Annotated in this window: 22 protein-coding genes; 15 read left to right on the forward strand and 7 right to left on the reverse strand. The window is 62.5% G+C overall.

Annotated elements, in window-relative coordinates; all coding sequences use genetic code 11:
* The 7 genes from ACSW29_RS17540 (at position 1) to ACSW29_RS17570 (ending at position 9911) form a co-directional block, all read left to right on the forward strand.
* Complete coding sequence (locus tag ACSW29_RS17540; RefSeq protein ID WP_317825682.1) at positions 1-1881, forward strand: dipeptide/oligopeptide/nickel ABC transporter permease/ATP-binding protein; 1881 nt, start codon at positions 1-3, stop codon at positions 1879-1881.
* A complete protein-coding gene (locus ACSW29_RS17545) occupies positions 1878-2669 on the forward strand; it encodes an ABC transporter ATP-binding protein (RefSeq protein WP_448277851.1) in 792 nt (263 codons plus the stop codon). The genes ACSW29_RS17540 and ACSW29_RS17545 overlap by 4 nt, the downstream gene beginning before the upstream one ends.
* Positions 2666-6025 carry a serine hydrolase gene (locus tag ACSW29_RS17550; RefSeq protein WP_448277852.1) on the forward strand — a complete coding sequence of 1120 codons (3360 nt, stop codon included), beginning with the start codon at positions 2666-2668 and terminating at the stop codon, positions 6023-6025. Before ACSW29_RS17545 ends, ACSW29_RS17550 begins: the two co-directional genes overlap by 4 nt.
* Positions 6022-7185, forward strand: a complete 1164-nt coding sequence (locus ACSW29_RS17555) for a M20/M25/M40 family metallo-hydrolase (protein ID WP_317825684.1) — start codon at positions 6022-6024, stop codon at positions 7183-7185. The genes ACSW29_RS17550 and ACSW29_RS17555 overlap by 4 nt, the downstream gene beginning before the upstream one ends.
* On the forward strand, positions 7163-7984 hold the full coding sequence (locus tag ACSW29_RS17560) for a GNAT family N-acetyltransferase (protein ID WP_317825685.1): 822 nt from the start codon (positions 7163-7165) through the stop codon (positions 7982-7984). The genes ACSW29_RS17555 and ACSW29_RS17560 overlap by 23 nt, the downstream gene beginning before the upstream one ends.
* Positions 7974-9107 carry an o-succinylbenzoate synthase gene (gene menC, locus ACSW29_RS17565; protein WP_448277853.1) on the forward strand — a complete coding sequence of 378 codons (1134 nt, stop codon included), beginning with the start codon at positions 7974-7976 and terminating at the stop codon, positions 9105-9107. The genes ACSW29_RS17560 and menC overlap by 11 nt, the downstream gene beginning before the upstream one ends.
* A 123-nt stretch (positions 9108-9230) precedes the next feature.
* Entirely contained in the window at positions 9231-9911 is a 681-nt protein-coding gene (locus tag ACSW29_RS17570; RefSeq protein ID WP_230815402.1) for a 3'-5' exonuclease, read from the forward strand.
* Positions 9912-9942: 31 nt separating this feature from the next.
* Here the strand turns inward: ACSW29_RS17570 and ACSW29_RS17575 are convergent, their stop codons facing one another.
* A complete protein-coding gene (locus ACSW29_RS17575) occupies positions 9943-11370 on the reverse strand; it encodes an amidase (protein WP_448277854.1) in 1428 nt (475 codons plus the stop codon).
* 115 nt (positions 11371-11485) lie between these two features.
* Complete coding sequence (locus tag ACSW29_RS17580) at positions 11486-12352, reverse strand: response regulator transcription factor (protein ID WP_448277855.1); 867 nt, start codon at positions 12350-12352, stop codon at positions 11486-11488.
* 142 nt (positions 12353-12494) lie between these two features.
* On the opposite strand from ACSW29_RS17580, the gene ACSW29_RS17585 reads away from it, so the two are divergent.
* Positions 12495-14099 carry an acyl--CoA ligase family protein gene (locus tag ACSW29_RS17585; protein ID WP_448277856.1) on the forward strand — a complete coding sequence of 535 codons (1605 nt, stop codon included), beginning with the start codon at positions 12495-12497 and terminating at the stop codon, positions 14097-14099.
* Positions 14100-14114: 15 nt separating this feature from the next.
* Here the strand turns inward: ACSW29_RS17585 and ACSW29_RS17590 are convergent, their stop codons facing one another.
* Positions 14115-15482: a cytochrome P450 gene (locus ACSW29_RS17590; RefSeq protein WP_230815484.1), complete on the reverse strand. Its 1368-nt coding sequence runs from the start codon at positions 15480-15482 to the stop codon at positions 14115-14117.
* A 90-nt stretch (positions 15483-15572) separates the two neighbouring features.
* On the opposite strand from ACSW29_RS17590, the gene ACSW29_RS17595 reads away from it, so the two are divergent.
* From ACSW29_RS17595 to ACSW29_RS17620, 6 genes are all read left to right on the forward strand, one after another.
* On the forward strand, positions 15573-16193 hold the full coding sequence (locus tag ACSW29_RS17595; protein ID WP_448277857.1) for a TetR/AcrR family transcriptional regulator: 621 nt from the start codon (positions 15573-15575) through the stop codon (positions 16191-16193).
* 72 nt (positions 16194-16265) lie between these two features.
* Positions 16266-16958, forward strand: a complete 693-nt coding sequence (locus tag ACSW29_RS17600) for a TetR family transcriptional regulator (RefSeq protein ID WP_230815397.1) — start codon at positions 16266-16268, stop codon at positions 16956-16958.
* A gap of 159 nt (positions 16959-17117) precedes the next feature.
* Positions 17118-18275 carry an acyl-CoA dehydrogenase gene (locus tag ACSW29_RS17605; protein ID WP_448277858.1) on the forward strand — a complete coding sequence of 386 codons (1158 nt, stop codon included), beginning with the start codon at positions 17118-17120 and terminating at the stop codon, positions 18273-18275.
* 39 nt (positions 18276-18314) lie between these two features.
* Positions 18315-19163: a 3-hydroxybutyryl-CoA dehydrogenase gene (locus ACSW29_RS17610; RefSeq protein ID WP_448277859.1), complete on the forward strand. Its 849-nt coding sequence runs from the start codon at positions 18315-18317 to the stop codon at positions 19161-19163.
* Positions 19164-19327: 164 nt separating this feature from the next.
* Positions 19328-20239 (forward strand): oxygenase MpaB family protein, encoded by a 912-nt coding sequence (locus tag ACSW29_RS17615; protein ID WP_448277860.1) that lies wholly within the window; start codon positions 19328-19330, stop codon positions 20237-20239.
* 24 nt (positions 20240-20263) lie between these two features.
* Positions 20264-20656, forward strand: a complete 393-nt coding sequence (locus ACSW29_RS17620) for an RNA-binding S4 domain-containing protein (RefSeq protein ID WP_092764369.1) — start codon at positions 20264-20266, stop codon at positions 20654-20656.
* An 18-nt stretch (positions 20657-20674) separates the two neighbouring features.
* Here the strand turns inward: ACSW29_RS17620 and ACSW29_RS17625 are convergent, their stop codons facing one another.
* Positions 20675-21307: a GyrI-like domain-containing protein gene (locus tag ACSW29_RS17625; RefSeq protein WP_230815394.1), complete on the reverse strand. Its 633-nt coding sequence runs from the start codon at positions 21305-21307 to the stop codon at positions 20675-20677.
* A gap of 120 nt (positions 21308-21427) precedes the next feature.
* Between ACSW29_RS17625 and ACSW29_RS17630 the strand changes: the two genes are divergently transcribed.
* A complete protein-coding gene (locus tag ACSW29_RS17630) occupies positions 21428-22750 on the forward strand; it encodes a metallophosphoesterase (RefSeq protein WP_448277861.1) in 1323 nt (440 codons plus the stop codon).
* Positions 22751-22783: 33 nt separating this feature from the next.
* Here the strand turns inward: ACSW29_RS17630 and ACSW29_RS17635 are convergent, their stop codons facing one another.
* The 3 genes from ACSW29_RS17635 to ACSW29_RS17645 form a co-directional block, all read right to left on the reverse strand.
* Positions 22784-23701, reverse strand: coding sequence for a diacylglycerol kinase (locus ACSW29_RS17635; RefSeq protein ID WP_347874680.1), 918 nt, complete (start codon positions 23699-23701; stop codon positions 22784-22786).
* Complete coding sequence (locus ACSW29_RS17640) at positions 23698-25278, reverse strand: FAD-binding oxidoreductase (RefSeq protein WP_317826127.1); 1581 nt, start codon at positions 25276-25278, stop codon at positions 23698-23700. Before ACSW29_RS17640 ends, ACSW29_RS17635 begins: the two co-directional genes overlap by 4 nt.
* 91 nt (positions 25279-25369) lie before the next feature.
* A complete protein-coding gene (locus ACSW29_RS17645) occupies positions 25370-25909 on the reverse strand; it encodes a DinB family protein (RefSeq protein WP_317825697.1) in 540 nt (179 codons plus the stop codon).
* Between the last annotated feature and the right edge of the window lie 43 nt (positions 25910-25952).

A 25952-nucleotide genomic window follows, 5' to 3' on the forward strand; every position in this document is an offset into this window, starting at 1 on the left:
TTGAGCACCTCACCTACCGCCCCCACTGCGGCCCCCAAGACGCCTCCGCGACGACACTGGATTGTCGGAACGTTCCGCACCCCACTGGGAATCCTGGCCCTCACCTTCCTGACCGCTCTGATCGCCCTCGTCATCTTCGGACCGATGATCTGGGGTGACGCCGCCGTCGCGGCCAACCCGAAGGCACTGTCTCAAGGACCGAGTTCCGAGCACATCTTCGGTACCGACGCGGGCGGGCGTGACGTCTTCGCGCGCACGATGACCGCCGCGAGGCTGTCGGTAGTCATGGCGCTCGGAGCCGTAGCACTCGGTGTGACACTTGGCCTGATCCTCGGTACGCTCCCGACGCTCGCTCCCCGGTGGGTCGGACGAATGGTCGTGGCATTCCTCAACTTCGCCATCGCGTTCCCCGGTCTCCTTCTGGCCATCTTCCTGTTGGTCGTTCTCGGACAGGGTGCTGGCAGCGCAGTGATCGCCATCGGTCTCGCCCTGGCCTCCCCGTTCGCAAGGTTGACGTACGCGCTGGCTTCGTCGGTCAACGGACGCGACTTCATCGACGCAGCACGCATCCTCGGGGTCACCAAGCCCGGGTTGTTGTTCCGCCACATTCTCCCCAACATCCGTGAACCACTCATCGTCAACGCCAGCATCGCCGTCGGCAGCGGTCTTGTGGTCTTTGCCGGACTCTCGTTCCTCGGCTTGGGCATTCAGCCACCCGCGTTCGACTGGGGCCGGATGCTCAACGAAGGTCTGTCGAAGATCTTCGTCAACCCGGCAACCGCACTTGCGCCTGGCGTCGCCGTCGTGCTCGCCGGCTTGACCTTCACGTTGCTCGGCGAGGCTATTGCCCGCGGCGCGGGAGTTCGCAGCCCGATCAGCAGTCGTCTGCCGAAGTGGAAGCCGATCAATGCACGTACAGCTCAGACGGATTCGACGCCCAGCGACGAAGACGCGGTACTGACCGTTCGCAACATGTCCGTCGCAGTTCCTGCCGGCGGCGACTGGCGCCGGCCGGTCGACAACATCAGCTTCACCGTTCACCGCGGCGAAACCGTCGGCATCGTCGGCGAATCGGGTTCCGGAAAGTCGCTGAGTTGCATGGCGATCGCGCAGCTCACCGATTACCCCACCGTGGTCGATGCCGGCCTCATCGAATTCGACGGCACCGTGTTGATGAAGGACGGCAATCGACCGGACAACGCGGCCTCACGCAAGGTTGCCCGTCAACTCGGCACACGCATGGCGATGGTGTTCCAGGATCCGATGTCGTCCATGAATCCGTCTCTCAAGGTCGGATACCAGGTCGCCGAGATCGGTTGGCTCCACGAAGGTATGAGCAAAGCCGACGCGAAGAAGGCGGCAGTCGAGCGACTGAACGCCGTCAAGATCCCCGACGCTCCCAGGCGTGCGAAGCAGTACCCCCACGAGTTCTCCGGTGGTATGCGTCAGCGCGCGATGATCGCCATGGGTCTGATGGGCAAGCCCGCTCTGATCATCGCTGACGAACCCACCACTGCGCTCGACGTGACCGTTCAGCGTGAGGTCCTCGGACTGCTGCACGAGGTTCGCGAAGAGACCGGCGCCGCAATCCTTCTCATCTCGCACGACATGGCCGTCATCACCGGCATGTGCACCCGCGTCCTGGTCATGTTCGCCGGAGAGATCGTCGAAGACATCGCAGTCGACGACCTGGTCGCCGGACGCGCACGACACCCCTACACCCGCGCGCTGATCGCCGCGGTCCCCACCATGACCACCGATCGTGACAAGCCGCTCGCCACCGTCGACGAAGCCTGGCAGGTGGAAAGTCTCGACGCCGAGGAGAGCACCGCCGACATCGAGTTGGAAGAACTGTTGGCTGTTGCAGAGGAGATCCGATGAGCAGGCTCGAATTCCGTGACGTCAACGTCCACCTGGGAAACGGTTCGAAAAAATTCCACGCCGTCAAGAACATCAATCTCGACATCCCCTCCGGATCGGTGGTCGGTCTCGTCGGTGAATCGGGTTCCGGAAAGTCGACACTGGCGCGAGCAACTGTCGGCCTGGCCGAGCCCAGTTCCGGCCAAATCCTTCTCGACGGCGTGGACGTCGCTCACGCCCGCGGCGCGACGGCTCGTCTGCGCCACCGGATCCAGATGGTCTTCCAAGATCCGTACTCGTGCCTCGACCCGCGAATGACCATCGGCCAGTCACTCGCCGAGGCGCTGCGGTCCACCGAGCGTCGTGACAAAGCTCGCCGCAGCCGCGGTGACCGCGCGGCCGAGGTGGCTCGACTCCTCACCACCGTCCAACTGCCGGTGGAGAAGGCGCACGAATACCCGTCGTCGTTGTCGGGTGGTCAGCGCCAACGTGTTGCTCTCGCGCGGGCATTGGCTGCTGCACCAGCAGTCCTGCTTGCCGACGAAATCACCTCTGCCCTCGACGTATCCGTACAGGGCGCCGTCCTGAATCTCTTGGTGGATCTGCAGAAGCAGCTAGGTCTGACGGTTCTGTTCGTCAGTCACAACCTGGCAGTGATCCGCTATGTCTGTGACCACGTCGCAGTCATGCTCGGCGGCGAGATCGTCGAGCACGGGCCGGTTCTCGACGTGATCGATTCGCCCAAGGAGCCGTACACGGCAAAGCTGTTGTCCGCGATCCCGACCTTCGGGGAGCCGATGTTCCAATGACAACGCCGACCACTCTCGACTCCCCCGCTGCCGTAGCCCGTGCCGAAGAACGTCGTTCGGCGAGAATCCAGGATTACGCGTCCGTGGTTACACCGACCAGCATCACCGTATCGGCGTCGGGACGCATTGCATACGTACGTACCGAAGCGAATCCGGCCGCGGATACCAACGAGCACTCGATCTGGTTGGCTTCCCCGCAACTACAGCTCACCGCGGGACCTGCCGACACCTCGCCGGCTTGGCATCCCGTATCCACGCTGTTGGTCTTCGTTCGGCCCGATTCCTCGGGCACACAGCAACTGTGGAAGGTCGATGCCACCGGCGGACCCGCCGTTCAGATGACCACCGCGGAACAACTCCCGCTTGGTGCTGGGGCACCGGTGTTCTCTCCCGACGGTGCTCGAATCGCCTTCAGTGCCCCGGTCGACCGCACTGCCGCCGGATCGTCACACCTCTTGGTGGCGAAACGCCTCAACTACAAGGTCGACGGATCCGGTGTCCGGGGCAGCGTTCGGGCGCACTTGTTCGAGTTCGATCTGGCCGCCGGCTCGCTTCGGCAACTGACGGACGGCGATTGGGACGCTTCGCATCCCGCGTACAGTCCCGACGGCACCGAACTTGCTTTCACCGCGACGATGGACGGCGACGCCGATCTGACGCGCGCGAGTTCCGCCTGGACCGTATCGCTGACGGATCTCGCTTCCGCTCCGCGGATGCTGGGGCACGCACGCGGCATCGTCGGACCACTTGCGTGGACACCTGCGGGCGACGCCGTCGTAGCAGTCGGTTGGCAAACGCCGATCATTCACAACAACGAACTTCTTGTCCTGCACCGCGACCAGCGAGTGGAAGATCGCAGTCTGACATCCGAACTCGACCGAAACGTCATGCCTGGCGGGACCGGTTATCCCGGTGGCGCACCGCGTTTCACCGCCGACGGCGCCATCGTCTTCTGCATCCGCAACCACGGCTCCACCGAACTGCACAAGGTCGATTTCGGATCAGGCTCCGTCTCACCACTTCTCACCGGAGAACAGACAGTGTTCTCCGGTCTTGCCCTGACGTCCGGGAAGGCCGTCGTCGCGCTGGCAACGGCGACGTCCTTCGGTGAGGTCGCCGTCATCGACCTCGAGACTCGCGCAGTCGAAACCGTCACCGAATTGAACACGGAACTGACAACCGCCGTCGCGTTTCCAGTCGCCTCCGAGCGTTGGTTCGACATCAGCGACGGCACCCGTGTTCAGGGTTGGATCCTGCGTGACCCGAACGTCACGGGCGCCGGTCCGCTGGTTCTGGACGTCCACGGCGGACCACACAATGCCTGGACCGGTACGCCCACCCCGATGCACGCGTACCACGCGGAACTAGTCGCGCTCGGATACACGGTCTTGATGATCAATCCGCGCGGAAGCGACGGCTACGGCAACGAGTTCTTCGACGGTGTGCGTGACGGTTGGGGTGAGGCGGATCGCGCCGACCTGCTCGAACCGGTCGAAACCCTTGTCGCCGAAGGGATGGCCGATCCGAAGCAACTGGTGCTCACGGGCTACAGCTACGGCGGTTTCATGACGTGCGCCCTGACGTCCGTCACCGATCGGTTTGCCGTCGCAGTCGCCGGCGGCCTTGTCTGCGACATTGCGAACACGGCGGGCCCGTCGGACGAGGGCATCTTGCTGCAGACGGTCGAATTCGACCCGCAGTCATCTCGGGTGCAGGAACTTTCGCCGCTGGGGCGAGTCTCCCAGGTGACGACACCGACCCTGATACTTCACGGCGGTAGCGACGTCCGCTGCCCGGTCAACCAGGCAGAACAGTGGTTCGGTGGACTGCGTTTGGCCGGCACCCCGACCGAACTGGTGGTCTTCCCGGACGCGTCGCATGCCTTTGTATTGACGGGTCGGCCCTCCCACCGTCTGGATTACAGCACTCGCCTCGTCGACTGGATCGAACGTCATCTCTCGCCTACGCCGACACTGACCACGGTCGATCCCGACTACTGGCAGTACCGACTCGACACCCTGAGCGCGAAGTACGGGGTTCCCGGTGCCTCGCTGGGAATTCTGACCACTACCCGCAGCGGTTTCGACCGCACCGTGGTCACGTCCGGTGTCGTCAGTACCCGCACCGGTGTCGCGGCCACTCCCGACACGTTGTTCCAGATGGGTTCGATCAGCAAAGTCTGGACGGCCACCCTGATCATGCAACTCGTCGAAGAAGGGCTGCTGGACCTCGACTCGCCTGTCCGGAACATACTGCCGGACTTCGCAGTTGCCGACACGATAGCCACCGAAACGGTCACGACACGCCACCTGTTGACTCATACCAGTGGCATCGACGGTGACGTCTTCATCGACGGCGGACGCGGCGACGACTGCGTCGAGCGATACGTCGCAGCCCTGTCATCGACGGTGCAACTCTTCGCCCCCGGCACCGATTGGTCCTACTGCAACACCGGCTTCGTCATCGCCGGACGAATCATCGAGGTTCTCCGAGGTAAGAGTTGGGACGCAGTTCTGCGCGAGCGGATCATCGAGCCGCTCGGCCTGACCAAAACCACGACTCTGCCCGAGGAGACGGCACTGCACCGCGCCGCGGTCGGACACGTCGGCGGCGCCGACAATCTCGAGCAGACACCACAATTCCTCATCCCTCGTTCGATGGGCCCCGCTGGCCTCATCAACAGCACAGCCGAAGATCTACTCCTGTTCGCGCAAGATTCGATGCGCGAGAATCCGGTGCTGCTTCAGCGTTCCACTCACCTGGCGATGCTCGAGGAACGCCGCCAGATCAGTGACGTGTCGTCTGCAGACGTGATGGGAACTACGTGGCTGCTGCACAATTGGGGCGGGGTACTGGCGCACGGCCACAACGGCGGAACTCTCGGCCAGCAGTCGTTCTTGCGGGTGGTCCCGTCGTGCGGCATAGCGGTAGTCCTGATGGCCAACGGCGGAGCGATGGACGCTCTCTCGGGCGATCTTCTGGCTGAAGTGTTCGGTTCCATCAGCGGCGTCGCCGTGACACCGGCATTCTCACCTGGTGACCCCCACACCCGCAACACGTCCTCGCCCGAGGAACTCGATGCGCTGTGCGGTCTGTACCGCGATGCTGCCGCCGATTTCGTCCTGGAACGGACCGGCAGTTCCCTGACCGCCCGCCGCACCGATCACATCGATCCTTCGCTCAACGCCGAAACGGCAGAGTCCGTCTCTCTCAGCTTGATCGAAGTTCACCCTGGAGTATTCGCGACCCAACTACCTCAAGCAGCGGGTTGGATCCGGATCACTTTCTCCGACAACGGGAGTACACAATTGTTACACGTCGGAAGCCGCGCATATCCGCGAGTGAACAACCGATGACCGTTCTCCGCGATATGGCCGAGCGCCAACTTCCTCAAATCCTCGAGGACGCCATCGCTCTCATCGAAGTCGAGTCGCCGTCCCACGATCTCGAAGCTGTTGCCCGTAGCGCGAAATGGACATCAGACCTTGTCCACGAACGACTCGGCGTTACACCGGAGTCGATAGTGAGCGAAGGCCGAACCCATCTGCTGACCCGTTTCGGCAGCTCACCGACGCGGCTGATGCTGCTCGGTCACCACGACACCGTGTGGCCGATCGGCACCCTGACGCGCCTGCCCGCAGCCGTCACCGACGGAGCACTTCGAGGTCCGGGTGGCCTCGACATGAAACTTGGTGTCGTTCAGGCAATCCACGCCCTCGCCATCGTCCGAGAGTTGCACGGAGATGATGCACTCGACGGAATCACACTCCTCGTGACCGGTGACGAGGAAATCGGTTCACCCACGTCGCGGTCCCTCATCGAGGAACTTGCTGCGGGCGCGGTGCTCGTCCTCGAGGCCGGCGGCGACGGCGGTGAACTCAAGACCGTCCGCAAGGGAGTGTCGCTGTATCGGATCCATGTTGCCGGCCGCGCTGCGCATGCCGGGTTGGAACCGGAAAAGGGCATCAACTCGGCAGTCGAACTGGCTCGTCTCGTGATCGCGATCAACGACTTGTCCTCTCCCGCGCAGGCAACCACCGTCACGCCGACCGTCATTTCGGCCGGAACCACCACCAACACGGTTCCGGCAGAAGCATTTGTCGACGTGGACGTGCGCGCAACCAGCGCAGCCGAGCAGGAGCGGGTCGATTCGAATATCCGAGCCCTGCAGGCAATCCACCCCGAAGCCGTAGTAACGGTCTCGGGTGGTGTCAACCGGCCTCCCCTCGAAGCAGCGATGTCCGCACCGTTGCTTGCCTTGGCGGAACGTGTTGCGCTCGAGCATGATCTGACTCCTCCCGTCGGCCTCGCCGTCGGCGGAGCCTCGGACGGAAACTTCACTGCCGGCATCGGCATCCCCACCCTCGACGGCCTCGGTGGCGTCGGCGGCGGTGCACACGCCGAGACCGAGCATGCGCTCGTGTCCGCTATCGCCCCGCGAACGGCGTTGGTTGCGGGCCTTATTCGTTCGATCACGTCTGAAGGGGGCCCTCGTGTCGAAAAGCAAAGCGGTTGAGTTTCGAGAACTGGTCGACAATCGCGAAATAGCCGATCTATCCGCCGTTTTCGATGAGATCTGGGCCACCAGTCCCGGACCGGCTCATTTCGGCACGGCGATGTTGGTTGCGCTTCATCACGGTGGTCACTACGTGGTGGGAGCCTTTTCCGAAGGCGAAATGATCGGTGGTTGTGTCGGATTCTTCGTCGAGCCTCTCGGCGAGGTTCTACACTCACACATCGCCGGAGTACTACCGGGACACGCAGGCAAGGGAATCGGCCGCGCCCTCAAGCATCATCAGCGAGACTGGTGCATCGAGCGCGGTGTCAGGACGATCCGGTGGACCTTCGATCCACTGGTCGCACGAAATGCATATTTCAACATTCAGCGTCTCGGTGCCGCACCGACCGAATACAATCCGGATTTCTACGGGTCGATGGCAGACGGCATCAACGCAGGCGACGCCAGCGATCGAATGCTCGTAAGTTGGGATCTCGATGTCGATGAATCTCCGAGTTCTGCTGTGGCCGTGAATGATACATTCAAGGTGCTTCGACCCACCGAAGACGGTACGCCTCGAATGCTCCCGATCCCACCCGACTGCATCGATATCGCAGTCGGAATACCCAGAGACATAGAGCATCTGAGAACAGTCGACCGCGCCTCTGCCTTTGCCTGGCGACACGCGCTTCGCGAGTACCTCGAACCACTGATCGCCTCGAAAGAATGGCAATCGACCGGCTTCGACCCCAGCGGCTATTACATGTTCACGAAAATCTGCGAGACAACCGGAGAAGAGCAAGTCCATGCACATTGAGTCCGTCGAATTGCGCGAACTGCGCATCCCTCTCGTCTCCCCCTTCACCACGTCATTCAGCACCCAGCTCGAGCGCAACACCCTCGTCTTGAAGGTGAGCGGCACCACCGACGGCCCCAACGGTCCGGTGGAGACTGTCGGCTGGGGCGAGTGCGGCTCGCTGAGCGATCCGTACTACAACTCCGAATACACAGCTGGTGCGCGGGCGATGCTTCGCGAGTATCTCGTTCCGACGCTACGTAAGTCGCAGTCGGATCAACCGCTCACCGCCGAGACTGTCGGCAGCGTACTTCACCACATCGTGGGTCACCAGATGTCGAAGTCGGCTATCGAAATGGCAATTCTCGATGCTGAACTGCGCGCTCGCGGACAGTCGTTCGCTCGGTACCTCGGTGCCACTCGCACGCGGGTTCCGTCCGGTGTATCCGTCGGTATTCAGGACAGCACTCCGCAGTTGCTCGAGACCGTTGGCAATTACCTGTCGCAGGGTTACGTGCGAATCAAGCTGAAGATCAAGCCGGGCTGGGACATCGAACCTGTCGCAGCAGTGCGCAAGGAGTTCGGCTACGACGTCCCCTTGCAGGTCGACGCGAATGCCGCGTACACACTTGTCGACGCGCAGCTGCTGCGTCGCCTGGACGAATTTGCACTGCTCCTCATCGAACAGCCGCTGGCCGAGGACGATTTGGTGCAGCACGCCAAGCTTGCCCAGTCCCTCTCGACTCCGATCTGCCTCGACGAGTCGGTCGAGTCGGCCAAGGATGCGGCGGACGCCATCACGCTCGGCGCCGCTTCGGTCATCAACATCAAGCCGAGCCGTGTCGGTGGATACCTGGAAGCCAAGCGAATCCACGATCTTGCCTCGGCGCACGGTATTGCTGTGTGGTGCGGCGGAATGCTCGAGACCGGAATCGGCCGCGCCGCCAACGCAGCTCTCGCGGCGTTGGACGGTTTCACGCTTCCGGGTGACATCTCGGCGTCCGATCGCTTCTACAAGGAAGACATCACCGAACCGTTTGTCATCGAGGACGGCCACATCGCCGTGCCCCAGGGACCGGGCTTCGGTGTGACTCCGCGTGAGGACGTCATGGAGCGCTTCACCGTCGGAACCGAAATTCTGTAGTTTTCCACTGCGTCAGCTGCAGTCACCTCCGCCTTCACCCGGCGGAGGTGACTGTTTGTCGTTTGTGTCGGTAGGGCGGTGCATAGTGATTCGGACATGATGTACCGCACCGAAAGGCCCCCGATGAGTAGCTGGTCCGATCGCCCGATCTGCGCGTTCGACCTCGAAACCACGGGACGAGATCCGTCGACCGCTCGTATCGTCAGTGCTTGCGTCGCGGTGATCGACGGTTCGAGTGTCGAAACACGCACGTGGCTACTCGATCCCGGCGTCGACATCCCCGCCGGCGCCTCGGCCATTCACGGCATCAGCACCGAGTTCGCGGCGCAACACGGCCAGAACTACTCCGAGGGCTACGAAGAGATCCGTGAGGCTCTGCACAATTCCTGGGCGCGCGATCACGCTGTCGTGGCGTTCAACGCGTCCTATGATCTGACGGTCATGCATGCCGAGGGTCTGCGCATCGGCAAGCCCGCCTTCGTTCCGGGGTTGGTCATCGATCCGTACGTGATCGATCGCGCCATGGACACCTTCCGCAAGGGAAAACGAACGCTCGCGGCCGTGTGCGAGCACTACGGGATTTCCCTCGAGTCGGCCCACGAGGCTGAGGCCGATGCCAAAGCAGCGGCAGCGTTGGCCCGCGAGCTGGCCGTGCGGTTCCCTGACATCTTGGGGCTCGATCTCATGGTCGATCAGGCCGATTGGCACGCCGAGCGCCAGCGTGATTTCGCCCAGTATCTTCTCAGCCAGGGGAGAGACGTGGCAGATGTGAACGGCCAGTGGCCGATTCGCATCATCGCCTGACGCCCTCCCCGGCTCGAACAACCGAGAGCGACTACACCGGGACCGGCGGCCACACCGGCGCAATGGACCACGGACGGGCCGTTTCGAGCTGCGAGGCCACCTGTATCAGCAAATCTTCACGGCCGAACGCGCCGACCAACTGCACGCCGACGGGCACACCGGCCGAGTCGTGCCCCATCGGCAAGGAAATCGCAGGCTGACCGGAACTGTTGAACGGACTGGTCAAACCGCTGTATCCGGCCGAGTGTTCCCAGATCGACATGGGATTTGCCGTATCGAGCAGACCGAGCGGAGCTGCCGGCCGAGCCATCGTCGGCGTCAGCAACAGGTCGTGATCGACAAAGAACGCACCGATCACCGGGGCTGCCCGCTCGAGTTCCTGCAACGCTGTGACGACGTTCGTCGCAGTTTCGGACTTCGCGCGGTCGTAGATCATCCGGGCCATCGGCTCGAGGTCGTCGTCGCGGATTGCGCGGTTCAGGACCTCGAGTCGTTCGTCGACCTCGATCGTCATCGGAATACCCATCAACACGGAGAGGCCGGCAGTAAGCGCATCGAGCGGAAAGTTCGGGGTACCCTCGGTGACATCGTGACCGAGTTCTTCGAGCAAGCCGGCGACACTGGTTGTGACGGCCGCACACTCCGGATCAACCGGAGTGCCGTCCGGCAGCACGTTGCTCAGACCAATCCGCAACCGCCCGGGATCCGCACCCACTTCCTCGACGTACGGCCGCTTCGGCGCCAGGATCACGTAAGGATCGCCCACAGTCGGTCCGGCGGAGAGATCGAGAAGCAGCGCAGTGTCGCGGACACTTCGGGTGAGCGCGTGATGAACACTCATCGGCGACGAGAAGAGCGTGCGCGCCGGTGCCGTCGGAGTGCGTCCGCGGCTTGGCTTGAGGCCTACCAAACCGCAGGCAGACGCGGGAATACGGATCGATCCACCACCGTCGCTGGCATGTCCGCCTGGCACGATCCCGACGGCAACAGCTACAGCGGTGCCACCCGAAGATCCACCGGGCGAACGATCAAGTGCATACGGGTTGCGGGTGGGCCCGAACAGCGCAGGTTCGGTACTCGCGTTCTTGCCGAACTCCGGGGTGTTCGTCTTGCCGATGACAACCAGACCAGCCTGACGGTAGCGCTCGACGAGCGTCGAATCTTTTTCTGCCACAGCGTCGGCGAACAATCGAGATCCATTGGTGCTCGGCAATCCTGCGACGTCCATGCCGAGGTCTTTGATCACGAACGGGACGCCGTGCAGTGGACCTTCCGGCAGGCCGCCTGATACCTCGTTCCGCGCTTCCTCGCGCCGCTGACTGATCACTGCGTTGACTGCAGGGTTGCGCTCGTCGAGCCTCTCCAGGCTGAACTCGAGGACTTCCTTGGCGGAGACACCGCCGCTCTTGATTGCTTCGGCCAGACCGGTCATGTCGTTGTTGTCGAACAAATCCTGCATCGATGCCCTCATCACTCGTGTAGAACTCTGCCGATAGTGAGGTCCGTCATATCAACCGGGACGGCGACGCAGTTCCGAAATTCCGCTTGGCGGGACCGATCAGAGAATCAAGCCCTCACAGAATCAAACCCTGCCGCCGCGCTTCCACGACCGCTTCGTGACGACTGCGGACGTCGAGTTTTCCCATCAGATTCCGCATGTACGTCTTGATCGTTTCGACGCTCAGGGACAACCTCTCGGCGATCTCGGCATTTCGTAGTCCGAGAGCGACGTACCCCATCACCTCCCGCTCGCGTGGCGACAGGCCAACGACGTTCGCGGCTGCAGTGTTCGCGGAGGGAATAGGCGAGGCCAATGCCCGAAGCTTTGCCTCGACGGCGTGGACCTGCACGCTGAGAGTCGTGTCCTCGAGGTTCGCCGCGATCTCGCCGAGTGCCAGTACGCTCTCGGTCAATCCCTCGGATATCTGGGCGTCGCGGTTCGAACCATGTTCCACGGCAGCGGTATCGAGCATCGCCACGCGCCGATCCACTTCGTCGCGGATCTCGAATTCGCGGGCCAACGCGTACGACGATCGCATCATCGTCTCGGCGATCACGTCGCCGATCGGCAGGTTGGCACGCAGTCCTCCGTATATCGCTCCGCGAGTAACCCCGCGTACGACGATCGGGACTGCCATCAAGGATTCGATCGCTTCGGCGCCCACTTCGTAGTCGTAGTCGTGAGTGATGTGCGACGAGTTCGCGTAGTCCTGGACCGCGCCCGGTCGTTGTTCTGCGATCGCCCGGCCACCGAGTCCGCATTCGGCGTCGATCTGCAGGTTTCGCAGGATGTTGCTGCGAGTGCCGACGTGGCCGGTGATGGTCAGCGACCGGTCGCTGACACAACCGCCGAACAGAACCGGCAACTCGGTCCGTGGATGTAGTCGACGCAGCTCGGCGCGCAACGCGTCGTCGTCGCTCGGCCTCAATACCCTGCTCACACGCACCTCCCGGCATCCCACATACCCAATTCAGAGGGTAGCGGCACCTGTGGCTGAGCAATAGCGTGCATCCAGACCATTTGTAGCGCCGATCACAATTACTGTGATCCGGCCGTCCCACGTCGCCCCTCCGGAGGAACCCGTGTCTGTACCGACAGCACTCGCAGCCAACAACACCCCGCTAAGTCCGCTGCGCTTTCTCGAACGCAGCGCTGCGGTGTTCCCCGATCGCACCGCCGTCGTTCACGGCGACCGGACCTACTCGTACCGAGAGTTCGGAGACGAGGTCGCATCGCTGGCCCGCGTACTGCGTGAACGCATTCAGCCCGGTGACCGCGTTGCGTATCTGGCTCCGAACGTTCCCGAGATGCTGTTCGCGCATTTTGCCGTCCCACTCGCCGGCGGAGTCCTGATCGCCCTGAACTCACGCCTCGCTGGTCCCGAACTCGAGTACATTCTCGATCACTCGGGAACCACGATCCTGTTCGTCGACTCCGAATTCGTCGGTTCGGTCACCTCGTCCAAGACAAACGTGGCGAGCCTGCGCGAGATCATCGAGATCCCGGACTCCACCGTCCCGTATCCGGACGTTCCCGCCGGAATCGTCACCGGGCAATACGCCGATCTGATTGCCGAAGGCGAAGCACTCGCCGACCAGCAACTGCACTGGGGCGTCGACGACGAGCAGCAGTGCATCGCGATCAACTACACTTCGGGCACCACCGGAAAGCCCAAGGGCGTCATGTACTCCCACCGCGGGGCATACCTGAACTCGCTCGGCGAGACCTTCCACAACGGGTTCGACGGATCGACGAAGTACCTGTGGACACTTCCGATGTTCCACTGCAACGGGTGGTGCACACCGTGGGCCGTCACTCAGGCCGCGGGCACACACATCTGCCTGCGTGCGGTCCGCGCCGACGCGATCTGGGACGCCATCGACAATCTGGGCGTGACGCATCTGTGCGGCGCCCCCACCGTCTGCTCGACCATCGCCGATGCCGAGCAGGCCCACAAGGTCGACGCCCTGCGCATCACCACCGCCGGCGCTCCCCCGTCGCCGACGATCATCGGAAAGCTCGAAGACATCGGCGTCACCGTCGTCCACGTGTACGGGCTCACCGAGGTCTACGGGCCGTACACGATCTGCGAGTACCAGGAAGCCTGGGACGACAAGCCTCAGTCCGAGCGCGCCGCACTTCTCTCCCGCCAGGGAGTCGGCATGGTGCAGGCTGAGAATGCTCGCGTTGTCGATGCCGAGATGAACGACGTTCCCGCTGATGGCCGGACGATGGGTGAGATCGTGCTCCGCGGCAACAACGTGATGCTGGGGTACTACCGCGACGAGGCCGCGACTGCCGAAGCGTTTGCCGGTGGCTGGTTCCATTCCGGGGATCTCGGCGTCATGCATTCCGACGGCTACATCCAGCTCAAGGACCGCGCGAAGGACATCATCATCTCGGGCGGCGAGAACATCTCCACCGTCGAGGTGGAGCAGGCGATCATGAGCCACCCCGCCGTGATCGACGTGGCAGTCGTCGGCGTTCCGGACGAGAAGTGGGGCGAGCGTCCGAAAGCATTCGTGTTGCTGGGCAAAGGGTTACAGGCTTCCGCAGAAGACATCGTGGAGCACACCCGCACCTTGCTGGCCGGGTACAAGATTCCCCGCGACATCGTCTTCCCCCTCGACCTTCCTCGCACCCCGACCGGCAAGGTCCTCAAGTTCGAACTGCGGGCGTCGAAGTAGCTCGGCCGTAGAAGCTCAGCGCACCGGAGTGGAACGCCGACGCAGATCGACAGGTTGACCGTCGGAGGGGAACGGTAAGGACGTGAAGTCGAGCGGGGCGACGTAATCGGCGTCGACGTTCCAGTCGAAGCGCAGGAGGAGGTGATGCATGATTGCTTTGATCTCGGCGCCGGCGAAGTGCATTCCGAGACATTTGTGCACTCCACCGCCGAACGGCTCCCACGCGTATCGATGAACCTTGTCTTCGCGTCGATTCTCGGCGAAGCGCTCGGGATCGAAACGCTCGGGATCAGGCCAGTACTGCGACATGTGGTGTGTGAAATGAGGGGCGACGGCGGCATACGTTCCAGCCGGTACGAAGCGACCCTGCACTTGGGTGTCGCGGACCGCTCGCCGCGCCATGACCGGTACGGGAGAGACGAGTCGGAGGCATTCCTTCATCACCAGATCAAGACTGCTCAGCCCGTCGAGATCTGCATAACTCGGCATCGAGGTCCCCAGAGCAAGCGATTCTGTCCGGCACTTGTCCTGCCACGTTGGGTGCTGACCCAGGTATTGCATCATCGTGGAAAGGGTGATGGTCGAGGTATCGTGTGCGGCCATCAGGAGGAAGATCATGTGGTCGATCACTTCGTCGTCACTGAAGCGTTGTCCCGCTTCGGATTCGATGTGACAGAGCACGGAGAACAGGTCATCGGTTTCGAGATCTCGACGCGCCGGCAGGTAACGGCGGAAGAAGTCTTCCAGGACCCGGCGGCCGTCGAGCCCTCGCTTCCATCGCGTCCCCGGCACGCGGTAGCGAACCAGAGACGTTGCTGCCTGGACACAATCGACGAAAGCCTTCTTCACCGAAGATATTTCGCTCTCGGTGCTTCCTTCCGCCCCGCCCATGAAAATGTCGGTGGCGAGATCGAGGGTCAGTGTCTTCAGCGCCGTATAGGCACGGAATCCGTCAGCGGGAGACCATGCGTCGAGCGCCGAGTCGATTGCCGGGTTGAGAACGTCGACAGACTTCTCGAGTCGTGATCGAGTGAACGCCTGCTGCATGATTCGACGGTGTCGTAGATGTTCTTCGGAATCGAGCAGCATCAACCCACCGTGAAAGAAGGGGCCGATCAGCACCGACCAGCCGTCGCTGTTGACGAAAGCCCGATCTTTGTTCTGCAGCACCTCCTGACACGCGTCAGGCCCGAGTACAGCGATCCATCGCCGACCGACCATGGAGAACCAGGACACCTCGCCGAATCGATCCCAGTTCTCCTGCATCAGAGCGAGTGGATCGCGAATGTATGCCAGCGCATGCCCGACCAGGGGCAGCCCGGAACGACCCGAAATCGGGTGCAGCGGCGAGTTCATCGGGGGACGAGCCAGGATCTTGGGCACTGCGACCTCTACTCTCACTCAATCTGACAGTGGCTCCTGTCAGATTGACAGTAGTCTGCGTCACACTGATGCCTCTGTCAATATCGACCTATGACTCCTCCTACCTCGCGTCGATATGCCGGCCTGAGCGGCGATCAGCGCTCGGCACTGCGGCGCGAGAGCTTGCTCGAGGCAGGGATGGAAATATTCGCGGCCGCAGGCAATCGCGGCGCCACGATGACCGCTATCTGCGCTCAGGCAAAGTTGACGGAACGATACTTTTACGAAAGTTTCTCCAGCAGAGACGAATTGCTGGAAAAGATCCTGGACAGGATTGCCGACGAAGTCCGCGACGCCGGCCTGGCCGCACTGCGAGCGAGCGACGGGACGCTCGAGCAGCGCGTACGAGATGCCATCGCGTCGTTTGTCACCATCCTCACCGACGATCCCCGCAAGGGCCGTGTAGCAATGATCGAATCCGCTGCATACGAACCCCTTCGTACACACCGACGTGCAGTACTGCACGGCTTCGCTCAGATGGTCGCGGACGAAGCCACACGAATGTACGGCGACCGAGCGTGGCCACCTCGTCAAGGTCAGATCAACGGACTGCTCTTTGTAGGCGGCCTCGCCGAGCTGGTCACCGCTTGGTTGAACGAGGAGATCGCTATCTCCCCCGAGGAGATCGTCGAGGCGGCAACCTACCAATTCACATCCACCGCACACCGTTGAGACAGGACTGCCCGGCACCTCGATCCTGCCCGTCACACCGGGATGGTCCCCACAGGCGCAATACTTGTCCCCATGAGTGAACGCGCAGACTTGCCCGGAACTGACCCCGCACAGTTTCGGGTGCACGTCGCGTCTCAAGCGATTCGATTGTTCTCGGAGAACGGGTACGAAGCCACCACAGTCGAGCAGATCGCCGCTGCCGCCGGCGTCTCGCGTCGGACGTTCTTCCGGCAGTTCCGATCCAAGGAAGACGTGATCTTCGCCGATCACGAATCCCTCCTCGAACACGTAGCCGAGTTCCTGGCGTCCGAATCCGCCGACCCCTGGGCGTCCGTGTGCGAGGCAGCCGGACTCGTCTTCGATTTCTTCCGACGCAACCGTGACCTGTCGATGCGGCGATACCGCGTCGTACAGCATGTCCCGGCTCTACGCGACCGCGAGCTGGTCACCGGATTCCGCTACGAGCGCCTCTTCGTCGACTACTTGCGCAGCGCTGTTCCCCGCGAACCCGTCCTCGAGGTTGTCGGTTTTGCCGCAGCTGTCACCGCGTGCCACAACTACCTCTTGCGAAGCATGATCAAGGGCGACGAGGACGCCACAGCCGAAGCGCTGAGCCAGGCGCTTCTCGACGTTCGGCGGACGTACGGCGTGGCCCCCGGGTCCAAGACCAGCACGCCAGAATCGAAGTCTGTGCTGGTAGTAGCGTTCACCCCGGGCACTCCCGCCGAGGAGATCAGCAGAAAGATCCACGAACAACTCGGCTGACACTCTTCGTGCACCGAAACTTCACACGCCCATCCCTTGACCTGGCACTCAGTGCCGTGTTTGACTGGGGTCATTGGCACCGGTCTGTCCGCGAATCTCGCTGGTAACGCCGGAGCCGCACCGACCGCCTTCAAGCCACCTTCACCAAGGAGCGTTCCCATGGCAGGAAACCCGGATTTCAAGCTCTTCGCGCTGAACGAAGAGCACGACGAACTGCGGGCCGCTATCCGCGGACTCTCCGAGAAGGAAATCGCGCCGTACGCCAAGGACGTCGACGAGAACGCACGGTTCCCCGAGGAAGCTCTCACCGCCCTCAACGCGTCGGGCTTCAACGCCATCCACGTCCCCGAGGCTTACGACGGCCAGGGCGCCGATTCAGTCGCCACCTGCATCGTCATCGAGGAAGTTGCCCGCGTCTGTGGTTCCTCCTCGCTGATCCCCGCCGTGAACAAGCTCGGCACCATGGGCCTGATCCTCAAGGGTTCCGAAGAGCTCAAGTCCAAGGTTCTCCCGGACCTCGTCAACGGCGGAATGGCGTCGTACGCACTGTCCGAGCGTGAAGCCGGATCCGACGCTGCCTCGATGCGGACCCGCGCAAAGGCTGACGGCGACGACTGGATCCTCAACGGCTCCAAGTGCTGGATCACCAACGGCGGCAAGTCCACCTGGTACACCGTCATGGCTGTCACCGATCCCGACAAGGGTGCCAACGGCATCTCCTCCTTCATGGTCCACAAGGACGACGAGGGCTTTGTCGTCGGACCGAAGGAAAAGAAGCTCGGTATCAAGGGCTCCCCCACCGCCGAACTGTACTTCGAGAACTGCCGCATCCCCGGCGACCGCATCATCGGCGAACCTGGCACCGGCTTCAAGACGGCTCTCGAGACCCTCGACCACACGCGTCCCACCATCGGCGCACAGGCCGTCGGCCTGGCCCAGGGCGCACTCGACGCCGCACTGGCATACACCAAGGACCGTAAGCAGTTCGGCAAGTCCATCAGCGACTTCCAGGCTGTTCAGTTCATGCTCGCCGACATGGCGATGAAGGTCGAAGCCGCACGTCTGATGGTCTACACCTCCGCTGCCCGCGCCGAGCGCGGCGAGAAGAACCTCGGCTTCATCTCCGCTGCCGCCAAGTGCTTCGCTTCGGACGTTGCCATGGAGGTCACCACCGACGCCGTGCAACTGTTCGGTGGCGCCGGCTACACCACCGACTTCCCGGTCGAGCGCATGATGCGCGACGCCAAGATCACGCAGATCTACGAAGGCACCAATCAGATTCAGCGCGTCGTGATGTCGCGTGCGCTACTGAAGTAGGGCCTCCGGCCCCCTGTCTGAAGAATCTTGAGGAGAATCGTGGAACTTGTAGGCGTAATCGGCGGCGGCACCATGGGTGCCGGTATTGCCGAAGTTTGTGCAAAAGCCGGTAGCTCGGTACTGGTGCTCGAAACCAAAGAAGAATTTGCGGCCGCCGCTCGCGAGCGGATCGCCAAGTCGATCAACCGCGGCATAGCCAAGGGCAAGATCACCCAGGAAGACGCCGACGCCGCCATCGCACGCGTTCGCGTCACCCTGGACATCGAAGAGTTCGCCGATCGCGATCTGGTGATCGAGGCGGCTCCCGAGATCGAAGCTCTCAAGTACGAGATCTTCGGCAAGCTCGACAAGATCGTCAAGCCTGCAGGCATTCTGGCGACCAACACCTCGTCGATCCCCGTCATCAAGATCGCCAAGGCCACCTCGCGCCCCGGCCAGGTTGTGGGCGTTCACTTCTTCAACCCCGTGCCGGTCATGCCGCTCGTGGAGATCGTGGTAAGCCTCACGACGTCCGAAGAGACCGTCCTCGCCGTCACCGACTACGCAAAGAACACCCTGCGTAAGAAGACGGTTCGCGCGGGCGACCGTTCGGGCTTCATCGTCAACGCTCTGCTCATCCCGTACCTGTGCCAGGCCGTCCGGATGCTCGAATCCGGTTACGCCACAGCAGAAGATATCGACGAGGCAATGAAGGGTGGCTGCGGCTACCCGATGGGCCCACTGACGCTCCTCGACACCGTCGGTCTCGACATCGCTCTCGCAGCGGCGGAATCTCTGTACGCGGAATTCGCAGAACCGCACTACGCTCCGCCCGCACTGCTTCGCCGCATGGTCGACGCCGGTCGCCTCGGCAAGAAGACCGGTCGCGGCTTCTACGAATACGCCTGAGTCCGACCGCTTCACTCTTCCGGCCCCTCACCTGTTGCAGGTGAGGGGCCGGAGTTGTTCTCGGGCAGATCTTGCCGAATCCATTGACAAATTCGCGTGGCGCAGCAAAAGTCATCATGTGACAACAACCGTTGTCACATGAGCGCAGGCGGAGGGCCAACCAAATGAGCAGCGATGCGGACACCGGCACTCGTCGGCCGATGCCCGGGGAAGTACCGAAGCCCCGGGAACTACAGGAGCCTCGGAAACTACGAGCCGATCCGATTGGCCCCGGTTCCCTGACGTGGACGCACTTCGGCGACATTCGCGGCCTACTGTATCTCGGACGCGCAGGCACGCTGCAGAACATGCACCCCGCGGTAAGTGGAGCACTGCAAGATCATTCGAACTTCTTCGACAACCCGCTCGACCGCCTGTTCCGCTCACTGCCTCCCATCTACGGCGTCGTGTACGACCGGACCGAAGAGGGCACAGGCGCAGTAGTCCGCAACTTCCACACCGAACTCAAAGGGATCGACGAAACCGGTGGGCGATACCACGCTCTGGCACCCGACACCTTCTGGTGGACACACGTCACGTTCTTCGAGGTGATTCTCGATTTCAACGAGCGATTCGCGTACAAGAAGTTCACACCGGAGCAGAAGGACCAGCTTGTCCGTGAGGCCGTAACCTGGTGGCGCTGTTACGGCCTCTCCGATCGACCGGCTTTCGACGACTACGCCAGCTTCCGCACGTATTGGGAAGACATGCTCGACAACCATCTGATCAACACCCACACCACAAAATGGTCGACGCGCATCGCCGAACACGACATCGCACCGGCTCCGAAGGTTCCGACGTGGCTGTGGCGTCTCACCTCACGCCCCACGATGGCCGTGGCGGACTGGATCAGCAAGGCACTGATGCCGGAGAAGGCGCGCGAAACCCTCGGATGGGAATGGACGCCGCGCGACGAACGAATGTACTTCTGGTTCGCCCGCTTCCTGACACTGACCGATGGGTTCTGGCATCTACTTCCCCGACGTCTGCAGTACGCACCGCGCGCATACTCGGGTATCCGCACACAGGGTCTTTGAGCCTGCATCGGTAGGCTGGAGAGCGTGCCAGCCCAACTTCCCTCCGACGCGATCAGTGTCCGCGTGGACAGCTGGACGTGGGCCGTTCGACTATTCAAGACACGCTCGCAGGCGGCGACCGCATGCCGATCAGGACATGTTCGGGTCAACGGAACGTCGGCAAAGGCGGCTCAGCAGGTGAAAGCCGGCGACGAGGTACGGGTGCGGGCATCCGGCATCGAGCGCATCGTCGTAGTAGTCAAGCCGATCACGAAACGAGTCAGCGCCGTACTGGCCGCCGATTGCCTGCAGGATAATTCACCACCCCCACCGCCTCCCGAACTGATCGCGTCCATCCCGCGACGTGATCGCGGCGCCGGCAGACCGACCAAGCGTGAGCGACGCGACCTCGAGAAGTTGCGCGGCCTCGAGCCCTAATCACTACCTCGAACGCAGTCACGACCTCGAAACAGGCTGACGCAGAACCGTCTTCAGTTTCTCGGGCGGCGTCCGGCGAGCGTCACTGAGGTAGATCTCGTGATGATCGCCGTTGAAGCTCAGGCCGTTCGACGGGATGAACGTGTTGTGAAGCCGGTCCAGGGTGGGAGCTTCGTCGTCGTACGAGCCGACGTGAAGAATCTGGGCGGACAGGCCTTCCTCCAACTCGAGAAACCTGACCTTGTCGAGAGCGGCAATGTCCTTCTTGGCCCGGACTGCCTTGGCCCGGACTGCGTCAATCGACGCAGACAGTTCGGTCTCCGTGATCCACTCCGGTTGCGAGATCATCATCGTCCAATCCCACGACGCCTTGTCCCGCGTCACGAACACCTCGGGGTCATCTGCCCGCCACAACCCTTCCAGCGGGCCAACGACGAAGTCGCGATCCAGTTCCTTCTTGCTCGCGAATTTGGTCGCGTAGGACACCGAATACAGCGATTCGAGCGCCTCGGAGTACTCGGTGGCAGTGTTGGGATCGCCGTGACCGTCGACGGCGAAGTAGCCGAAGCGCGGGACAGTCACGAAGGCAAAATCGCGACGGCCGGGCGAATAGAGATCCTTGTAGGCCTTTTTGACGTCGTACTTCTCCATGTGCCACCCACCTGAGCTCGGACCAAGTTCAACATCAGGAAACTAGCCGAAGACACCGACAACCGAATAGCGAACCGGCGTCCACTTGTTAATAGAAAGTGGACCTTTACTCTGGACGGAGTGACTACACCCCAGGCGACCGACGTCGTCCAAGCTCCGCACCGCAGCCCGTTGCGGATCGTAGCAATTTCCGCGATTGTCGCGTCGATCTTGGCCCTACTGTTCGTGTACCCCTGGTGGAGTTTGTTCATCCGGCCGAACTGGCCGACGGCTGTCACAGTGTTCGGCACCGTTCTGTTTGCCGCCCTCCTGATCACCCTGCCTGCCTCGATGGTGATCAGCCATGGCCACACCGATCGTGATCCCATTCGCATGGTCGGCGATGCGCTCCTCGGAATCGTCTGGGTCGTGTTCGTGTGGACGCTGCTCGGCGAAGTCCTGCGACTCGGACTCCTCTTCGGGGGCGTGGAGGATCCGCTTCGGTCGAGAATTGTCGCCGTTGCGGCGCTGATCATCTCGGCCGTTCTGCTGGTCTGGGGCTATCGGGAAGCCCTGCGGCTGCCACGGGTCAAGCACGTCGACGTCACCATCCCTCGCCTCGGTGCGGGGATGGACAAGCTTCGGGTAGTCGCAATTACCGACACCCATTTCGGGCCGATCAATCGCGAGAAGTGGTCCGCGCGCGTCATCGCGGCAGTCAACGAACTCGATGCCGACATCGTGGCCCACGTCGGTGACATTGCCGACGGAACGGTGGAGCAGCGCCTCGGCCAAACCACCCCACTCGCGTCGGTGGAAGCCAGACTCGCTCGTGTCTACGTCACCGGCAATCACGAGTACTTCCACGAGGCTCAGGAGTGGCTCGACTACATGACCTCGATCGGCTGGGATGCCCTGCACAACCGGCACCTCGTCGTCGCCAAGGGCGGTGACAACCTGGTCATCGCCGGAGTCGACGACGCCACCGCTCTGGGATCGAAACTCGACGGGCACGGCGCGAACTTCGATATGGCCCTTGCCGGCACCGACCCCGAATTGCCGATCCTGATGCTCGCCCATCAACCGAAGCAGGTAACCCAGTCCGCTTCCGCGGGAGTGGATCTGCAGCTCGCCGGTCATACACACGGCGGACAGATCTGGCCTTTCAACCTTCTGGTCAAACTCGATCAACCGTCGGTGCACGGGCTCACCCGTCACGGCGACCGCACGCAGTTGTACACAAGCAACGGGACCGGGTTCTGGGGTCCACCATTCCGAGTGTTCGCACCGAGCGAGATCACCGTCCTGACGCTGCACAGCGCCTTAACTGCTCAGACCTTCACGCCGGCCGACTGCGAACATGTCGGCAGCAGGAGGATGTCGGTGATGAGCTGCCATCGATCCGACGTCCACGCAGTGCGGCGGTGCACCGACTTCGTCGATTCGTTCATCCGAGAAGTCTGACACCACCGCTACCGCGTGACCGGCAGAACCGACTCAGATTCGCGTGTGCGTCAAGATGTTGAGCGCAGTGGGAACTGCCTCGATCGTGATCGGCAACGGCCCCACCCGATCGCCGTCCGCGTAAGCGATGATGCCCTCGGAGACCAACCGGACCTTCTTCGATCGGTACGTCTGCACCGCATCCAAGGAAATGTGAGTTCCCTTGTACACCCGCGGAAACAGGCGCACCAGACGAAACCTCGAACCATGCCCGACGACGGTCAGATCCAACAACCCGTCCGACTTCGACGCGCCTGGAGTGATGAGCATGCCGCCGCCGTACGAGCGGCCGTTGCCCACAGCCACGAGCGTCGCGTCCACCGTGATGACCTCGTCGTCGAGTTCGATCCGGTACGGCAACGGCTTCATCTTCGCCAACTCGGCGAGCATTGCAAGGTTGTAGCGCATCGGCCCTTTGGGCCAGGACATCCGATTGGCCCGCTCGCTGACCAGCGAGTCGAATCCGCTGGCGATGATGGTTCCCGACCAGACGACGGAACCGTCGGCCAGCGTGATCTTCGCCAGATCTGACTGCTGCACGACACCATCTGCGATCACATCGGCTGCTGCTTCGGGATCGCCTGTGGGAATACCGAACTCACGGGCGTGATCGTTGCCGGTGCCTGCCGGGATGAGCCCGATGGGCGTATCAGTCAACGCGGCGGCCTGCAGTCCGATACTGATGGCACCGTCGCCGCCGACAACCACGAGTGCGTCGGTACCCTCCTCGATCGCACGACGCGCCAACTTCTTGGCGTCGTCGGCGTCCGTTCCGATGATCTCGGTGACGGCAACTCCCCGAGCGCGCAGCCGCGCAACACCTTTGCGTCCTGCCGCAGGCGCGTGACCATGTCCCGCCATCGGATTGATCAGGACGGTAACCTTCTCGATCTGACTGCGGGTTTCGGTCACGGAATCAGCTTTCCAGGATTGAGGATGCCGGCAGGGTCCACTGCATTCTTTACCGCGCGAAGGATGTTCGCGCCCAATTCACCGATCTCGTCCTTCATCCACGGGCGGTGATCAGCGCCGACGGCGTGGTGATGGGTGATCGTGCCACCGGCCGCGATGATCGCATCGCCCGCGGCAGTCTTCGCCTTGTGCCACTGAGCGATCGGATCCTCGGTCTGCGCGCTGACCACGGTGAAGTACAACGAAGCGCCGGTCTTGTACGTGTGCGAAATGTGGCACATCACGAGCGGCTGAGTACCCTGCTCGACGAGAGCCTTCGTCAGTGCATCGGTGACCGAGGTGCGCAGATTCGCGAGGTTACCCCAGGTGGTTGCCGTCTCGAGGGTTTCGCACAGAGCTCCGACGTCGAGCAAGGCGTCACGCAGATACGGTGCATCGAATCGTCCATGTTCCCAACTGTTTCCGGGCTCTTCGCCGAGCGACATTCCGCCGTGTGCGGTGAGAATCGCGCGGGCCTCTGCCATCCGCTCAGCGGTGTGCGAAGCTGTGCCCTCGTAGGTGGTGATGCCGAGGCACCCACCGGTGAAGGCGTTCTCGCCGATCTTGTCGGTGGTCGCCAGATTCACGCCACTCTCGGCCTCGTCGGACAACCGCAGTACGGTCGGAGCCGATCCTTCCTGGACAAGCTCACGCAATGCTGCTGCGCCGGTGGCAAAGTCGGGGAAGCTCCATCCCTCGCGCACGGTGGTCTCGGGCAGGCGGTGAACCCGCACACGCACGTGCGTGATGACGCCGAAGGTGCCCTCGGAGCCGACAAAGAGCTCACCCAGGTCGGGGCCGGCGGCGGATGCCGGCGCGCGCCCGGTCTCGACCACACCACTCGGGGTGACGACGGTGAGGCCCTGGACCATGTCCTCGAAGCGTCCGTATCCAGCCGACGCCTGTCCCGACGATCGGGTAGCGGCAAACCCGCCCAGAGTGGCGAACAGGAAGCTCTGCGGAAAGTGCCCGACCGAGAAGCCGTACTCACGCAGTAGCTCCTCGGCGCGTGGGCCGGTGGTTCCGCCGCCGAACGTCGCGATGCCCGACTCCTCATCCAACCCAACGAGTTGATCGAACCGACGCAGATCGAGAGAAAGAACTGCGTCGAACCCGGCGCGGATGGGATCGAGCCCGCCGACGACGCTGGTGCCACCACCGAACGGGACCACTGCGATCCGGTTGGCAGAGCAGTATCGGAGAACCTGCTCGACCTCTGCGTCCGCCCCTGGAGTGACGATTGCGTCGGGGGCATCCTGCGGCTCGGCGCTACGACGGCGAAGCAGATCCGGGGTGCTCTTACCTCCCGCTCGAAGGATTCGATCCGAATCCTCGGTGCTGACGTACTCGGCCCCGACGAGCTCTGCCAACGCCTTGACGTGCGACTGCGCCAGGGAGGACGGCATCACCTGAACGTCTTCGATGGCGAGACGCGATCGAGTCGGTGCGGAGACGCCGAGAAATCCGGTCAACAAGGATGTGACTGCGTCCGACAGTTCACGCTTCTTGGCCGGATCGCCCCAGGCGTCCCACTGCATCGGCGGTTGCAAGGCAGACTTTTCGGTGCTCATAGACACTAGTGTTACATATTTATGTGATGTGTAAACATCAAGTCCGTCAACCCGACGATCAACCCATCGTCTTGGATCCGTCGATGGCTTCACGAAGCATGTCTGCATGGCCCGCATGCTGGGCCGTCTCGGCGATGATATGCAGCAACGCGCGCCGCGCTGACCAGCGAGCGCCTGCCTCGAACCACGGCGCCGACGGCAGTGGATGCGAGATGTCGAGACTGTCCAGCGAGACCACCAACTCGTCGGTCCGGGCCGCGATCCGCTCGTACTCGGAAACGATGCTTGCCAAGGTTTCGCCCTCGCCCATGGCGAATTCGTTCGCCCGTTCCTGTTGCATCTCTTCCGACCACTGGGTCGGGTCGAAGTCCCCACCAAGTCCGGCCGGCCCTTCCAGGATGAAGTCGACCCATCCCTTCTCCGCCTGACCCACATGCTTGATCAATCCACCGAGGCACAGTTCGCTGACGGTCGGCCTCGAAGCAGCCTGCTCGTCGGTGAGATCCTTGACGGTGAAGAGAAGGAATTCACGATGCCGACGCAGGCTCTGGAGGAAATCCGCGCGCTCGCCGGTGACGGTGGTGGTCGGTGCGTTCATGATGTTTTTCCTTCGCTCGTCGGTTCGTGCCCTGTGAGAACTA

The sequence above is a fragment of the Rhodococcus sp. GB-02 genome (genome assembly GCF_053470465.1).

What these genes read in the sequence shown, in the direction of transcription:
- menC (WP_448277853.1), top strand. Translation starts at nt 7,974, where the DNA reads ATGCACATTGAGTCCGTCGAATTGCGCGAACTGCGCATCCCTCTCGTC.
- ACSW29_RS17600 (WP_230815397.1), top strand. Translation starts at nt 16,266, where the DNA reads ATGAGTGAACGCGCAGACTTGCCCGGAACTGACCCCGCACAGTTTCGG.
- ACSW29_RS17575 (WP_448277854.1), bottom strand. Translation starts at nt 11,370, where the DNA reads ATGCAGGATTTGTTCGACAACAACGACATGACCGGTCTGGCCGAAGCA.
- ACSW29_RS17640 (WP_317826127.1), bottom strand. Translation starts at nt 25,278, where the DNA reads ATGCAGTGGGACGCCTGGGGCGATCCGGCCAAGAAGCGTGAACTGTCG.
- ACSW29_RS17605 (WP_448277858.1), top strand. Translation starts at nt 17,118, where the DNA reads ATGGCAGGAAACCCGGATTTCAAGCTCTTCGCGCTGAACGAAGAGCAC.
- ACSW29_RS17570 (WP_230815402.1), top strand. Translation starts at nt 9,231, where the DNA reads ATGAGTAGCTGGTCCGATCGCCCGATCTGCGCGTTCGACCTCGAAACC.
- ACSW29_RS17595 (WP_448277857.1), top strand. Translation starts at nt 15,573, where the DNA reads ATGACTCCTCCTACCTCGCGTCGATATGCCGGCCTGAGCGGCGATCAG.
- ACSW29_RS17555 (WP_317825684.1), top strand. Translation starts at nt 6,022, where the DNA reads ATGACCGTTCTCCGCGATATGGCCGAGCGCCAACTTCCTCAAATCCTC.
- ACSW29_RS17545 (WP_448277851.1), top strand. Translation starts at nt 1,878, where the DNA reads ATGAGCAGGCTCGAATTCCGTGACGTCAACGTCCACCTGGGAAACGGT.
- ACSW29_RS17645 (WP_317825697.1), bottom strand. Translation starts at nt 25,909, where the DNA reads ATGAACGCACCGACCACCACCGTCACCGGCGAGCGCGCGGATTTCCTC.
- ACSW29_RS17550 (WP_448277852.1), top strand. Translation starts at nt 2,666, where the DNA reads ATGACAACGCCGACCACTCTCGACTCCCCCGCTGCCGTAGCCCGTGCC.
- ACSW29_RS17615 (WP_448277860.1), top strand. Translation starts at nt 19,328, where the DNA reads ATGAGCAGCGATGCGGACACCGGCACTCGTCGGCCGATGCCCGGGGAA.
- ACSW29_RS17625 (WP_230815394.1), bottom strand. Translation starts at nt 21,307, where the DNA reads ATGGAGAAGTACGACGTCAAAAAGGCCTACAAGGATCTCTATTCGCCC.